This window comes from Ignavibacteriales bacterium, assembly GCA_026390795.1.
Lineage (GTDB): Bacteria > Bacteroidota > Ignavibacteria > Ignavibacteriales > Melioribacteraceae > Fen-1258.
On sequence record JAPLFG010000003.1, the window covers coordinates 2,463,289 to 2,478,339 of the forward strand.

Below are 15,051 nucleotides of genomic sequence, written 5' to 3' on the forward strand. Positions count from 1 at the left end.
TTGAAAATTAAATACTGGCTTATAATATTTTTTCTTTTTTCACTTGTGCTCTTTGCACAAACGAATAAAAAATATGAGCTTTCAAAAATACTATTCGAAGGGAATGATGCTTTTTCTTCTTCCGACTTAAGTCTAATTATTCAATCTAAAGAATCGCCAAACTGGTTCTTTCAATTCGTTAATAAATTTTCCAGTATTGGTGGTAAAGCTATTTATTTTGATTCTCTAATTGTTCCTAATGATTTAAATGCTTTAAAAGGATTCTACCAATCAAAAGGATATTTTAAGACTCGGGTAAAATCTCATTACAATCTGGATACTTCTGACAACAGCGCGTCTCTTACATATACAATTACAGAATCGCAGCCTGCTCATTTCAGATCATTTGTGTTCAAGGGTTTGGAATGGATTGCACCTGAATACCAGAAGACGCTTGGAGATTATATTCATATTGATACCGCAACTGTTTATGAAGATGCAATAGTTGATGAGAAGAAAAATTACATTACAAACTTTTTACGCGATCACGGTTATATGCTGGTAAAAATAGATCGTCCAAAAGTTGTTATTGATACGATGAAAAATTATGTGGATGTTGAACTGCAATTTGATACGGGCAACCGTTATAAAATTAGCGACATAAAGACTCAGCGCTCAGGCAAAGGTGCTGACCTGGTTGATGATGATTTGTTAAAAGAAATAGTCGGTATAAAAACAGGAAGCTGGTACAGTAATTATGAAAACCAGAGAGGTATTGTTCGTCTTTTCAGGACAAATTTATTCACACAAGCATCCGTTAATGGTATTATAGCCGATACAAGCGGAATTAATGTTCCACTCAATATTACCGCAGAGATCGGGCTGATGCATGAGCTTTCGCCCGAGATAATTGTTAACAATGAAGACAATACTTTTAATCTTGGTCTTGGATTAAACCTTATCAAGAAAAATTTTTTTGGAGGCGCACGAAAAATTACTTTCGCAACCTCAATCGCAGCACAAAATATTTCTGAATTCTTGAAACATCCGTCTTTCGCAGATTCAACTTTTTACGGTTACGCCGATGCACGTATTACACTTGAACAGCCTTATCTTTTTGGAGAACCGATCAATACAAAATTTGAAGTTTATCTTACATCTCAAAAAAGAAAAAATGAATACAATTCAACTCTTTACGGAAGTAAGCTGAGCTTTGATTTTGAACTGCCGCAATTTGCTTACTTCAATTCTTTCAATGCATATTTTAATATTGAACGTACCGAATATTCTTACAAGCCCGATTATCTAATTAGTCTGATGAGTACTTCTTATCAATTTTTTCAGGGCTATCCCAAGAGTATAGCTGATTCGTTGGCAGTATTAAAATTGGATAATACGCTTGGCGGTAAATTGATATCCGCAAACACGAATGCGGTAATTGGTGCTAATCTTGGTGCAAATAAAACAGACGATTTGTTCTTTCCAACAAGAGGTTATGCCATTTCATTTTTGGTCGAAGATGGTAACTCGATACCGTACCTCTTTAGCAGAATCTCAAATTCGGAATTTAATAGACCTTTGTTTTTCAAAACGGTTTTCACTTCATCATTCTATCTTCCGGTTTACGACTCAAAATTTAATTCGCTAGGAATGAAATTTAAAGTTGGACAAATTTTCACATACCATGGTGACAAAGCCAACATTTCCTTGAATCAAAGGTTATATGCGGGCGGCAGTAACTCTGTGCGGGGTTGGTCTACACGTCAGCTCGTTCCCAGAAATGAAGAGTTTAATCTCAACGAAAATCTTACACAGGAAGATATCGAAGCAATTCTTGTTAGAGGCGCGGCAACCGGCGGTTTTTTTCTCTTTGAAGGTTCAATTGAAACACGCAACAGATTATTCGGCCGTTTTGGTTCCGCTCTTTTTATTGATTACGGTAATACATGGAACAATAGTAAAGAATTACGCTTTGATGGAATTGCGGTTGCGGCAGGATTTGGTTTCCGCTATTATTCTGATTTTGCACCCTTCAGAATCGATTTTGGATTTAAAGTTTACGACCCGAACGATCGCCGTCCAATCTCTCAAAAACAATTATGGAAAGAAGTTTTGCAGTTCCATATTGGAATTGGTGAAGCATTTTAACTGTTTTCCGGTGTTATGATTAGGCTGAATCGTTTTTTTGTTTACCATCCCATTTTTCCATAAATTTGGCATCACTTTTTTAAGGATTCCGGATGATTTCAAGTATGACTGGCTATGGCAAAGGTATAGTCCAGAAAAAGGATATTACAATTGAAGCCGAGATCAAAAGTCTCAACAGCCGGTATTTAGATCTATCTCTCCGTGTTCCAAAATTTTTAATGAATAAAGAATTTGAAGTCCGTGAAAAAGTAAAAAGCCGCATCAAACGGGGCAAAGTTTATCTTAATGTTACCGTCCGTAAAGGCGACTTTGAAGAAAAATTCAATGAAATAGATCCGACTGCAGTTAAGTTTGCGGTCAAACTTCTGAAAGAAATTAAAAAATCCGCGAAGATAACCGAAAAGTTGAAACTGACCGATCTGATGCTCTTTCAAAATATGTTATTCAAAGACGATAACGAACAGGCAAGTGAAGAATTCGGTTTAGTAGTGGAAGCTATTGACGGTGCAATTGATAATCTGAACAGCATGCGTGAAGCTGAAGGAAAGGAACTTGAAAAAGAACTTCGTAAGAGAGTCCAGATAATTGAGGACGCTCTTAATAAAATTGAGAGCGCTTCAGATCAAAGTGTAAAAGCATATTTTGAAAAAATAAAAGAGAAAGCAAAACAATTAGTAGCCGAGTTTTCCAACAACGAAGATCGGCTTAATATGGAACTTGCTCTAATAGCCGAACGTGCCGATGTTACTGAAGAATGTGTGAGATTACATAGTCATATAAAAATGTTTTTAGATACTATTGCAAAATCCGACGATGCCGGACGGAAACTGAACTTCATAGTTCAGGAAATGAACCGTGAAGCAAATACAATTAACTCTAAATCGGTTTCATCCGAGATTTCTCACAGCGGAATTTCAATAAAAGAAGAGATAGAAAAAATCCGGGAACAAATTCAGAACATTGAGTAAAGCGTGGCAAATTATAAAGCAAAACTATTCGTATTTTCTGCGCCTAGCGGTTCCGGCAAAACTACTATAGTCCGTGATGTGCTGAAGAATTATCCGGATTTTGTTTTTTCGATCTCGGCAACAACAAGAAAGAAAAGATCGAATGAGAAAGACGGGATTGATTATTTTTTCATAAATGAAGAAGAGTTTCAAAAGAAAATAGAAACCGGCGAATTTGTTGAGTGGGAGAAATTTTACGATTATTATTACGGTACATTGAAAAGTTTTGTTGACGGAATGCTGGCAAAAGGAATTTCAACAGTTTATGAAGTTGATGTAAAAGGCGCGCTTAGAATAAAGAAAAAATATTCAAATTCTGTTTTAATCTTTATTGCACCGCCAAGCATTGAAGAATTGAACAAAAGATTGAAAAATCGTAATACAGAAACAGACGATGATCTGAATAAAAGAATTGAACGCGCTGAAATGGAATTGAGTTTTAAAGATAAGTTCGATTATATAGTTTCCAATATTGATCTGGCACAAGCAAAAATAGAAGTAAAAAGAATTATTGAAAAAGAATTAACAAAGGAGTAATAATCATGGCAATAAAACCAATTAATTTGACGAAGATAAAAGCAAGTATCCCGAATCTTTATGAAGCTGTTATCATTGCTGCAAGGCGCGCTCGTAAAATTAACGACGATAATAAAACTGAATTCAATTCATTGCTAAGTACAATGACTACCGGGCATGAAGATGAATTCGAAGAGAGAGAAAATCCGGAACAAATGAAACTTTCTCTTGATTTTGAAAAAAGGGAAAAAGCCCATATTCAAGCGCTTAAAGAGTTAGTTGATAATAAAATTGAATACAGGTATAAAGACATAAAGTAACCACCGGAGTTGTTTTTCAAAAGCGGAGATACTTAAAAGCATCTCCGCTTTTTTTTATTCCAATCCTCCAACCACTCTTTTAAGACCAATCTCATCTTAACAATTTTTTTACGCAGGTTGGCACTCATTTAACAGCCTCATTATAAATCAAAAATTATCTTTGCCGCGAAATTAAGAGAGAATATTACGATGAATCTAATATTTGAAAATTTCATGGTACGGGATAGATCAATGATTGATTTAAAAAAATCATTCATGAAAAATAAATCAAGATTAGTCCTAGCCGCTTATATCCTATGGGCTGCTATTTCATTACTGCTTGCAAAATTACATCCGGATAAGTACGCTGCTTATTTTACCGATCTACCTGACAATCTTAAAAATATATCACCTTTTTTTCTCTCGTTTGCATATCTGGTTTTATTTATTCCTTCAATAACAGTTACGGTCTTTTTTGCTATCTATTTTTTATATGATGTTGTAAAGGATAGGGTGTTCAAGTAAGAATTAGGGAAAATGAAATTATATCTAACTAATTATTAATAATAATAGGCAACACATGAAAACCATTTTGTCAATACTCAAAAAATTATTTTTTGTTTGTTTGATTGCAGTAAGCACTCAAACTGTTATCTATCCGCAGGATTCAGAGGATACGTTTAAAACAACAATAAATGGGCTATTGGATGTTTATTACTCAAATAATTTTTCTAATCCGGTGAACAAAGAGAATAAATATCGAAATTTTGATGTAGCCGAAAACCAGTTTAATGTTAGTCTGGCAAAATTGACAATTCAAAAGCAGGCTTTTCCAATAGGATTTAAACTGGAACTTGCATTTGGTTCTACGGCAGATATCGTTCAAAGCGCAGAACAGAATAAGTCTTTAAACTTTTTGCAGCAGGCATATGTAACTGCATTATTACCTATAGGAAAAGGATTGACCGTCAATGCAGGTAAAATGCTTACACATATGGGTGAAGAAGTCATTGAATCAAATCTAAATCCAAATTATAGCAGATCGTTACTATTCGCATACGCAGTTCCTTATTACCATGTTGGAATTTGCGCTTCGTATCCCGTGCTCGATAATCTATCCCTTACCGGATATATCTATAACGGCTGGAATTTTATGAATGATAATAACAAGGAAAAAACTGCAGGCGCTACGATAAATTGGTCTCCGGTTAGTAATCTAACCATTATTGAAAATTGGATTGGCGGTATTGAGCAGCCGGATTCATTAACTGTAAATGCTAGAAATGTATTCGATACAATTATAAATTTAACATTGTCAGATAAATTCTTCCTTTCTTTTAATGCTGATTATGGATACGAGAAACAAGCGAACGGAGAACTTGCAATCTGGAAAGGGATTGCTGTAACTGGAAAATATTCTTTCTACGAAACTTCTGCCTTAGCGTTAAGATGTGAAGCATACTCCGATCCTTATGGATTTACTACAGGTACTGTGCAGGATTTAAAAGAAATTACTCTTACGTATGAACAGAAATTTTTTCCCAACTTACTGGTACGTTTGGAATATAGAAGAGACTGGTCAAATGTAAAAGTTTTTGATGAAGGCAATAAGATTGGGACAAAAAACGACCAGAATACTATACTGATAAGTTCTGTTATTTCATTTTAGTAATGAAGGGAATAACAAAATTGTGTTAAAAACAAAATATCTTTATAAAATCTTTATATCGCAAGGTGTTTCTTAACAGTGTCTTTATAATAATTAAAATAAGTTTTGACCAACATTTGGGAGTAAAAATGGAAAGTACATTTGAATTGGTTCTTACATTGATCGTGGCATTAGCTCTTTTTGTGTATGTGATTTACACATTAATTAAACCCGAAAAATTTTGACATAGTCATGGCAATGCCATAATAACAAACAGGTGATTAACAATGATAACGACACATGAAATAATTCAGTTAATTTTTTACATAGTTGTTTTAACGGCACTAGCGCCTTTGTTGGGCGGCTTCTTCGCAAAAGTATTAAAAGGGGAGAAAAGTTTTTTGACCCCGGTATTCGGAAAAGTTGAATCGTTTATTTATAAATTCTCCAGAATTAATCCATCAGAAGAGATGGATTGGAAGGTGTATACTTTTGCATTGATGGCTTTCAATCTTTTCGGAATATTATTTTTGATAGTAATTCAGCTAATTCAATCGTATCTGCCGTTAAATCCGCAAGGACTTCCGAATGTCGAACTAACACTTGCAATAAACACTGCTGTTAGTTTTGTAACAAATACTAACTGGCAGTCTTATGGTGGAGAAACAACGCTGGGATATTTTGTTCAAATGATCGGATTAGCAGTTCAAAATTTTGTAAGCGCAGCAACTGCAATTGCCGTTTTGTTAGTTTTAATACGCGCTCTGAAAACTAGAAAAGGAAATACGCTTGGAAATTTCTGGGTGGACTTAACCCGCTCAACAATTTATATACTTTTACCGCTGGCTATAATTTGGGCTTTAGTATTAGTCAGCCAAGGAGTTGTACAAACTTTTTCTTCTTATAAAGAAGTAACGATGCTTGAAGGAGCTAAGCAGGTAATTCCTTTGGGTCCGGCAGCGTCTCAGATCGCAATAAAAATGTTGGGAACAAATGGCGGAGGTTTTTTTAATACAAACAGCGCGTTCCCATTCGAAAATCCAACACCATTTTCAAATTTCATCCAAGTGCTTGGAATACTTTTAATCTCTGCATCTTTAGTATTTACTTTCGGCAGAATGATCGGTTCGAAAAAACATGCATGGGTAATTTACGGTGTTATGCTTTTCCTTTTTGTTGCGGGATTGTCTGTTTCGATCTACTCGGAATATTCAACTAATCCAATATTTCATACAAGCGGATTGATGGAAGGAAAAGAATCCCGCTTCGGAGTAGCCAACAGTGTCCTCTGGTCAACTGCTACAACATCTGCATCGAATGGTTCGGTTAATGCGATGCACAGCAGTTTATCTCCTCTTGCAGGAATGATCACACTATTTAATATGGAGATTGGTGAAATTATTTTCGGCGGAGTCGGATGTGGTCTCTACGGAATATTGCTTTTTGTATTTCTTACTGTTTTTATCGCGGGATTAATGATTGGTAGAACTCCAGAATATTTGGGTAAGAAGATCGAATCGAGAGAAGTGAAATGGTCGATTGTTGCAATACTATTGCCAAGTGCAGTTATCCTTCTCTTTTCAGCAATCGCAATGAAAACTACTGCAGGATTATCAAGTCTCGCTAATGCAGGACCGCATGGTTATTCTGAAATACTTTATGCTTTTTCTTCCGCGGCTGGAAACAACGGCAGTGCATTCGCAGGATTAAATGCTAACACCACGTTTTATAATTTAATGATGGCACTCGGAATGTTCATCGGTAGATTCGGTGTGCTGATTCCGGTGATGATTATTTCCGGAAGTCTCGTGAAGAAAAATATTACACCCGCTTCATCTGGAACTCTTTCAACAGAAAATTTTCTGTTTGGTCTTCTACTAGTTGGCGTAATTCTAATTGTTGGAGCGTTGACTTTCTTCCCGGCGTTATCGTTCGGTCCCATTATCGAGCATCTGCTTATGGGGCAGGGAATTACTTTTTAAATGCTTTGAAAAATAGGAATATGAAAATGAACTCAAATAAATCTATCAGTAGGAAACTTTTCGACAAAAAAATAATTACCCAAGCTATAATAGATTCTTTCAAGAAGCTGAATCCAAAATTTTTAGTAAAGAATCCTGTTATGTTTATTGTAGCTGTTGGTGCTCTTCTTTCAACGATATTCTTTTTTAAAAATATTTTCATCGGTACTTTCTCAGGATTCAATCTGCAAATAATTATTTGGCTTTGGTTCACTGTTTTGTTTGCCAATTTTGCAGAAGCTGTTGCAGAGGGAAGAGGAAAAGCTCAGTCAGAAAACCTCCGAAAAACCCGCACTCTAACAATTGCCAGAAAGTTATCTAACGGCAAAGAAATAAATGTTTCTGCAGTTGAACTTCGAATCGGTGATCTTGTTGTTTGTGAAGCGGGAAATATTATTCCGTCCGATGGAGTTGTAATAGAAGGTGCGGCAAGTATTGATGAATCTGCTCTAACCGGTGAATCCGCTCCGGTAATACGAGAAAGCGGCGACGATAGGAGCGTTGTTACCGGCGGAACAAGAGTTATCAGCGATAGAATAGTAATTAAAATTACTGCCGATCCAGGTGGAACTTATTTAGACAAAATGATTTCACTTGTTGAAAGTGCAAAACGTAAAAAAACTCCAAACGAAATTGCACTCTCCACCCTTATCGCCGGATTCAACCTTGTATTTTTACTTGTCGTTCTAACTATAAGAGTTTTTATTGAATACCATCAGACAGGTTCTGTGAATGTTAGTGATATTGTTTCTGTACCGGTTCTTGTTGCACTTTTAGTTTGTTTGATCCCTACTACAATCGGTGGTTTGTTAAGCGCGATTGGTATCAGCGGTATGGATCGATTACTGGGTCATAATGTAATAGCCATGAGCGGAAGAGCAGTTGAAGCTGCTGGCGATATAGATGTTCTCCTTCTTGATAAGACCGGTACAATCACATTAGGGAATAGAATGGCTTCCGTATTCATTCCTGTAAAAGGGGTATCTAATGAAAGTTTAGCGGACGCAGCTCAGCTTTCTTCTTTATCCGATGAAACACCTGAAGGAAGATCTATTGTAGTTCTTGCAAAGGAAAAATTCGGTTTGAGAGGAAGAGACATTTCAAAATTGGATGCACATTTTATTCCGTTCAGCGCTCAAACGAGAATGAGCGGTGTGGATATTCATCCTTCGAACGGTGAATCAAAAAGAATTATACGTAAAGGTTCGGCGGATGCAATCAAAAAATATGTTGAGAGCAACGGCGGAATTTTTAGTCCCGATGTTCAGCAGATAGTAGACAATTTTTCCAAAGCCGGTTCTACGCCGCTTGTAGTTGCGGAAAATTTTGAAGTGCTCGGAGTTATCGAACTAAAAGATATTGTAAAAGGCGGTATAAAAGAACGGTTTGCACAGTTGAGAAAAATGGGAATCAAAACAGTCATGATAACCGGCGATAATCCGCTTACAGCAACAGCAATTGCGGCAGAAGCAGGAGTAGATGATTTTATAGCTGAAGCTAAACCTGAAGATAAACTAAAACGTATCCGTGAAGAACAAACCGGCGGCAGAATGGTAGGTATGATCGGCGACGGAACGAATGATGCACCGGCACTTGCTCAAGCCGATGTCGGTATAGCAATGAACAGCGGAACGCAGGCTGCACGCGAAGCAGGTAACATGATTGATCTCGATAGTAATCCGACAAAGCTTATTGAAGTTGTAGAAATCGGCAAACAGTTATTAATGACGCGCGGCTCCCTCACAACATTCAGTATAGCGAATGACGTGGCAAAATATTTTGCCATCATTCCGGCAATATCAACTTTCCTTTACGCAACACATTTTACGGATGGGCCGCTTTCAGCTCTTAATATAATGAAACTTGCAACTCCTCAAAGCGCAATATTAAGCGCAGTAATTTTTAATGCGTTGATTATTGTCCTTTTAATTCCGCTGGCTCTTAAAGGTGTAAAATACAGACCGCAGGGAGCCGCGGCTATCTTAAGAAGAAATATTTGGGTCTATGGTGTTGGAGGATTGATCGTTCCGTTCATCGGAATAAAATTAATAGACTTATTCATAAATGCAATTAAATTGGTCTGATAAACTTTGAAAATTTGAGAGATAATAAAATGAAAAAACAACTTTTAATTACTATAAAATATTTTGCTGCAATAACTATTGTTACCGGAATAATTTACCCGCTCTTTATCACATTAATTTCAATTATAGTTTTTCCCGGAAAAGCATCCGGCAGCTTAATTGAAAAAGACGGTAAGATAATCGGCTCAGAATTAATAGGGCAGAAATTTGAAAGCGATAAATATTTCTGGTCCCGACCGTCTGCAATCGATTATAACCCGGCGCCTTCTGGTGGGAGCAATCTTGGACCAACGAGCGCCAAGTTAAAACAACTCTACGAAGATAGAATGAAAACTTTTGTAGAAAAAAACACGGTTAAAGATGCTTCAACTATTCCGAATGAAATGTTCTTTGCATCTGCAAGCGGAGTGGATCCGCATATTTCACCTTTATCAGCAATGCTGCAGGTTGAGAGAGTTGCCAAAGCTAGAAATTTTGATAATTCAAAAAAAGAGAAATTAATTCAATTAATTAATTCGTTAACTGAAAAACCCCAGTTTGGCTTTTTGGGCAATTCGGTTGTTAATATACTTTTATTAAATTTGAACTTAGATAAAATGAATTGATGTTATGAAAGAAACTGCAGAACATCGAAGACCCGACCCGGATGCACTTTTAGCAGAAATAAAGCGTTCTGAAAATAAAAAAGGATCACTGAAGATATTTTTAGGTTACGCTCCTGGTGTAGGCAAAACTTATTCGATGCTCCTTGAAGCACATGCTCTGAAGAAAAGAGGTCTTGATACTGTAGTTGGATATGTTGAAACACATAAAAGAGAAGAAACAAATGCGTTGATTGAAGGTCTTGAAGTTCTGCCCCGAAGAATAATTCCTTACAGAGATATGGTTTTTGAAGAGATGGATGTTGATGCCATCATTAAAAGGAATCCGCAAACTGTTCTTATAGATGAATTAGCACATACAAATATTTCTGGCAGCCGTCATCCGAAACGATACTTGGATGTAAAAGAAATTCTTGAACACGGTATTGATGTTTTAACGACTGTTAATATCCAGCATTTCGAAAGTCAAAATGATGTTATTGAACAGGTAACAGGGATTAGAGTTCAAGAGACAATCCCGGATAGTATTCTGGATGAAGCCGATGAAATTAAATTAGTAGATGTTCCGCTGGAAGAATTGTTATTAAGACTGAAAGAGGGAAAGGTTTATTTACCGGAACAGGCAAAACGTGCAATCGAAAATTTCTTCCGGAAAGGAAACCTTAACGCTCTTAGAGAAATTACGCTTCGAAAAGTTGCTACAAAAATAGACAGCGAACTTCTTAATTATATTAAGACAAAATCGATTGACAAACCGTGGCATGTTGTAGATAAAATAATGGTCTGTGTCTCACCAAGTCCGTATTCAAAGCAAATAGTTAGACGCGCTTATAATATGGCGAATGATGCCGGAATAGAATGGTTTGCCGTATATGTATCGATTCCGAAATTCAAAGATCTTTCGCAAAAAGAACAGACGTATCTTTCGGATGCATTGAACCTTGCTGAAAATTTGGGCGGGAAAATATTTACACTTTCCGGTTCGGATATAGCCGATGAAATTATAAATTTTGCTAAAGATAAAAATATTACACGCGTTCTTATTGGTAAACCTCTTAAATCGCGTTTTCGTGAATTCTTAAAACGATCTCCAACATCAAAACTGATGTACGATCAGAGTTCTTTTGATATCCAGTTGATTACACCATTTTTAGAAACTGACGCCTCCGCCAGTCCGGAAATATTAAAAACAGACAAGAAGAAATTCAATTTCAATAATTATCTTTTTTCTTTTTTAATTCTAATTCCGGTTACCATAATTGTCGGCATCCTAGAAAAATTATTCTCAATTCCCTCTTTCGAAATTATATTTATAATTGCGCCTATAATCTCCGCGATCTTTTACGGTTTAGGACCGGCGATCTTTACTTCCATCTCGAGCGTTTTATTTTATGATTATTTTTTTGTTGAACCGCGGTTAAGTTTTACAATCAGCCGACCGGAACATTTAATAAGTCTATTAATTTTTCTTGTTGTCTCTTCATTGGTGAGCCAATTAATCAATCAATCGAAGAATCAACATTCAGCATTAAGAATGAGATTAGAGAGCTTGAGCTTGATTGAGGATTTGAGCAAAGACCTTCTGAACATTCCTTTGCATGAAGAAATTCTTAAAGATTTTGATAAGTCGATCAGTCAGCCGGATAATATTTTAAAGATTATCAAAACATCAATCCAGGAAGAGCTTTCTCGAATCGTTATCAAATATATCAGTAAAGTTGTACAAGCCGATTGCATCATGATGCTGAAAGATGAAAAAAATAATCTTCGTACTTTATCAAAGAGCTCTTCTAATGTAGTACTGGATACGAAAGAATTAGGAGTTGCAGATTGGACATTTAATAAAAATTTAATTGCCGGCTGCGGAACAGATAATTTAACAGAGATTCTTTGGTTCTTTCTTCCTCTCTCTATTCCTTCCGGTGGAACTATAGGAGTTGTTGGATTTAAATATAATTATAAAGACATTTTATTAGAGCAAAGAAATCTGATAAATACAATATCTAAACTTTCGTCTATTGCGATTGCAAATTGGATTTAAAAAGTAATATAACTGTGCTAAGGATAAATTTGGAGTTAGATAAAATAAAATGAACACAAATGAAGAAAATCGCCCGGATCCATTGAAACTGTTTGACTCAAATCAACAAGAAGACGCTGAAGAGAAAAAAGGAAAGCTTAAGATTTTCTTTGGTATGTGTGCCGGTGTTGGGAAAACCTATTCATTGCTAGAAGCCGCGCTTAAAGCTAAAAAAGATAAAATTGATGTAGTAATCGGTTATGTTGAACCTCACAACCGTACCGAGACAGCAAACTTATTAGTAGGATTGGAATCTCTATCTTTAAAAGAAATTGAATATAGAGAAACAATATTCAAGGAAATGGATCTCGATGCAATTCTAACTCGCAAACCGAAGTTGGTATTGGTCGATGAACTTGCGCACTCAAATATTCCGGGATCAAGACATGTTAAACGATTCCAGGATGTTTTGGAAATTCTGAATAATGGCATTGATGTTTACACAACGTTAAATGTTCAACATCTTGAAAGCCGTGCTGAAACAGTTTTCCAAATTACCGGCGCTCAGATTAGAGAGACAGTTCCGGATTCAATATTTGCCAATGCCGATGAAATTGAATTGGTTGATATTACACCCGATGAACTTCTGCAAAGATTGAGTGAAGGAAAAATTTACACTCCAGAGCAATCACAGCAAGCAATCGAGAATTTCTTCCGCAAAGGTAATTTAACCGCACTTCGTGAAATGGCTCTCCGGCTAACTGCTGAGCGAGTAGATTACCAATTGCGCGATTATAAAACCGAAAAGAATATAACAAGTGCCTGGAAGTCTGGACAAAGATTAATGGTTGCAATAAGTCCCAGTCCTTATTCTGCAAAATTAATACGATGGACACGCCGGCTGGCATATACTATGGAAGCATCATGGTTAGCAGTTTATGTGGAGACAGATCAAAAAGTATCTGAAGAAAACAAGGAAGCTTTAAAAAAGAATTTTGAATTGGCTAAAGAATTAGGAGCTGAAATTATTATAACTAATGATATAGATATTGTTCATGCTTTAATTCGCATCGCTTCTGAAAATAATGTTACGCAGATAATTGTCGGTAAATCTAGAGAATCCGGTAGATCGAAAGTGGGCGAAAGACTTTTAAAAGAGAGCGGAGAGATTGATATTTATATTGTTGGAGGTGAAAGGACAGATTCCAGAAAAATAATAGGTAGCCTGATTTCAAAATTTCAATCGGGCAAATATCAGTATCTAATTTCTTCTTTAATAATTAGCACTATGATATTAATTTGTTTTTCATTGTTGGATCAAATCGGTTATCAAACTGTTTCATTAATACTACTTTTAGTTATTTCATTAATGCCGCTACTAAATCTTGGCAGGGGTCCAATGATTCTTGCCGCGTTAATCGGTGCTCTTAGCTGGGATTACTATTTTATTCCGCCGCAATTCACGCTTCATATAGGCAGAGTTGAAGATGTGTTAATGTTATTTGTCTTTTTTATTGTAGCAACAATTTCTGGTGTTCTTACTTCAAAATTGAAAGCTCAACAAAAATTGGTAACAATTCGAGAAAAACGTACAAATGCACTTTACAATCTTCTTAAAGAATTGGCTACAGGAAAAAGCCTTAACGATCTGATTGAAATCAGCATAAAAAATATTAAAAAAGTTTTTGATGCAGATGTCGCAGTAATATTTCCGGTTAATGAAAAAAAACTTTCTCCGCAGCCACATTCCGCAAGTACATTTCAATTTGCAGATTTGGAATGGCATATCGCCAATTGGAGTTTTTTTGGCGGGCAGAAAGCAGGAAAATTCACCAACACTCTTCCCACTTCTGATGCTCAATTTATTCCATTAATTGGAGCAAAAAGTAAGATCGGAGTGATTGGACTAAAATTCAGAAATGATGAACCTTTACATTTTGAACAAGAAACTCTTCTTGAAGCGTTTGTAAATCAAATTACAATTAATTTTGAAAGAGAACTTCTAAATGAATTGGCAAAAAAATCTTTGGTTTTCTCGGAATCGGAAAAATTATATAAGACATTATTCAATTCAATTTCTCATGAATTAAAAACTCCCATCACAACAATTATCGGCGGCATCAGTTCGTTCGCAGATGATTCGATCTCCGAAAATAAAGAGATGAGAAAAAATTTGAGTAAAGAAATTAATATTGCCGCCGAACGATTGAACCGGCTTGTTGAGAATTTGCTTGATATGACGCGTTTGGAATCCGGACAAATGAAATTAAGAATGGACTGGCATGAAATTCCGGATTTGATTGAAAGTGTCTTAAAAAGATTAAATAATGAATTAATTAATCATACTGTAAAAACAGAGATACAGGAAAACATTCCTCTTCTCAAATTCGATTTCGGATTACTTGAACAAGCATTGATAAATGTTATTCATAATTCGTTAATTTACACTCCGGAAAATAGTACTATTCAAATTAGAGTAAAGGAAGAAAAAAATAATTGTGTAATTGAAATTTCTGATGACGGGCCGGGTTTTGCTGAGGAAACACTTAATAAATTATTTGAAAAATTTTATAGAATACCCGGAACCAAAACCGGCGGAACCGGACTTGGATTGTCGATTGCTAAAGGATTTATTGAAGCACACACCGGAAGCATTTCGGCAAAAAATAGAAAAGATGGTGGTGCTGTTTTTATTATAAATATTCCGATTCAAAAATAAAATCTAAA

12 protein-coding genes are annotated in these 15,051 nt (G+C 35.8%); all 12 read left to right on the forward strand.

Going from position 1 to position 15,051, the window contains the following annotated elements; all coding sequences use genetic code 11:
* The 12 genes from NTX65_14280 to NTX65_14335 all read left to right on the forward strand — a co-directional run bounded on the left by NTX65_14280 (position 1) and on the right by NTX65_14335 (position 15,043).
* Positions 1–2,127: a BamA/TamA family outer membrane protein gene (locus NTX65_14280; protein ID MCX6170509.1), complete on the forward strand. Its 2,127-nt coding sequence runs from the start codon at positions 1–3 to the stop codon at positions 2,125–2,127.
* Positions 2,128–2,219: 92 nt separating this feature from the next.
* Positions 2,220–3,095: a YicC family protein gene (locus tag NTX65_14285; GenBank protein MCX6170510.1), complete on the forward strand. Its 876-nt coding sequence runs from the start codon at positions 2,220–2,222 to the stop codon at positions 3,093–3,095.
* A gap of 3 nt (positions 3,096–3,098) precedes the next feature.
* Positions 3,099–3,671 carry a guanylate kinase gene (gmk, locus tag NTX65_14290; GenBank protein MCX6170511.1) on the forward strand — a complete coding sequence of 191 codons (573 nt, stop codon included), beginning with the start codon at positions 3,099–3,101 and terminating at the stop codon, positions 3,669–3,671.
* Between the two features lie 5 nt (positions 3,672–3,676).
* Entirely contained in the window at positions 3,677–3,970 is a 294-nt protein-coding gene (locus tag NTX65_14295; protein ID MCX6170512.1) for a DNA-directed RNA polymerase subunit omega, read from the forward strand.
* Positions 3,971–4,201: 231 nt separating this feature from the next.
* The gene (locus NTX65_14300) at positions 4,202–4,474 is read left to right on the forward strand and encodes a hypothetical protein (protein MCX6170513.1); all 273 of its coding nucleotides are present in this window, start codon (positions 4,202–4,204) and stop codon (positions 4,472–4,474) included.
* 55 nt (positions 4,475–4,529) lie between these two features.
* Positions 4,530–5,618 carry a porin gene (locus NTX65_14305; protein MCX6170514.1) on the forward strand — a complete coding sequence of 363 codons (1,089 nt, stop codon included), beginning with the start codon at positions 4,530–4,532 and terminating at the stop codon, positions 5,616–5,618.
* A gap of 128 nt (positions 5,619–5,746) precedes the next feature.
* Entirely contained in the window at positions 5,747–5,842 is a 96-nt protein-coding gene (gene kdpF, locus NTX65_14310; GenBank protein ID MCX6170515.1) for a K(+)-transporting ATPase subunit F, read from the forward strand.
* Between the two features lie 42 nt (positions 5,843–5,884).
* Positions 5,885–7,579, forward strand: a complete 1,695-nt coding sequence (kdpA, locus tag NTX65_14315) for a potassium-transporting ATPase subunit KdpA (protein ID MCX6170516.1) — start codon at positions 5,885–5,887, stop codon at positions 7,577–7,579.
* A gap of 26 nt (positions 7,580–7,605) precedes the next feature.
* Entirely contained in the window at positions 7,606–9,702 is a 2,097-nt protein-coding gene (gene kdpB, locus NTX65_14320) for a potassium-transporting ATPase subunit KdpB (GenBank protein ID MCX6170517.1), read from the forward strand.
* Between the two features lie 29 nt (positions 9,703–9,731).
* The gene (gene kdpC, locus NTX65_14325; GenBank protein ID MCX6170518.1) at positions 9,732–10,307 is read left to right on the forward strand and encodes a potassium-transporting ATPase subunit KdpC; all 576 of its coding nucleotides are present in this window, start codon (positions 9,732–9,734) and stop codon (positions 10,305–10,307) included.
* A gap of 4 nt (positions 10,308–10,311) precedes the next feature.
* A complete protein-coding gene (locus tag NTX65_14330; GenBank protein MCX6170519.1) occupies positions 10,312–12,345 on the forward strand; it encodes a DUF4118 domain-containing protein in 2,034 nt (677 codons plus the stop codon).
* Positions 12,346–12,394: 49 nt separating this feature from the next.
* Positions 12,395–15,043, forward strand: a complete 2,649-nt coding sequence (locus NTX65_14335; GenBank protein ID MCX6170520.1) for a sensor histidine kinase KdpD — start codon at positions 12,395–12,397, stop codon at positions 15,041–15,043.
* The last annotated feature ends 8 nt before the right edge of the window (positions 15,044–15,051 follow it).

Coding starts and splice junctions, on each gene's coding strand:
- NTX65_14285 (MCX6170510.1), top strand. CDS start 2,220: ATGATTTCAAGTATGACTGGCTATGGCAAAGGTATAGTCCAGAAAAAG.
- NTX65_14295 (MCX6170512.1), top strand. CDS start 3,677: ATGGCAATAAAACCAATTAATTTGACGAAGATAAAAGCAAGTATCCCG.
- NTX65_14300 (MCX6170513.1), top strand. CDS start 4,202: ATGATTGATTTAAAAAAATCATTCATGAAAAATAAATCAAGATTAGTC.
- NTX65_14305 (MCX6170514.1), top strand. CDS start 4,530: ATGAAAACCATTTTGTCAATACTCAAAAAATTATTTTTTGTTTGTTTG.
- kdpF (MCX6170515.1), top strand. CDS start 5,747: ATGGAAAGTACATTTGAATTGGTTCTTACATTGATCGTGGCATTAGCT.
- kdpA (MCX6170516.1), top strand. CDS start 5,885: ATGATAACGACACATGAAATAATTCAGTTAATTTTTTACATAGTTGTT.
- kdpB (MCX6170517.1), top strand. CDS start 7,606: ATGAACTCAAATAAATCTATCAGTAGGAAACTTTTCGACAAAAAAATA.
- kdpC (MCX6170518.1), top strand. CDS start 9,732: ATGAAAAAACAACTTTTAATTACTATAAAATATTTTGCTGCAATAACT.
- NTX65_14330 (MCX6170519.1), top strand. CDS start 10,312: ATGAAAGAAACTGCAGAACATCGAAGACCCGACCCGGATGCACTTTTA.
- NTX65_14335 (MCX6170520.1), top strand. CDS start 12,395: ATGAACACAAATGAAGAAAATCGCCCGGATCCATTGAAACTGTTTGAC.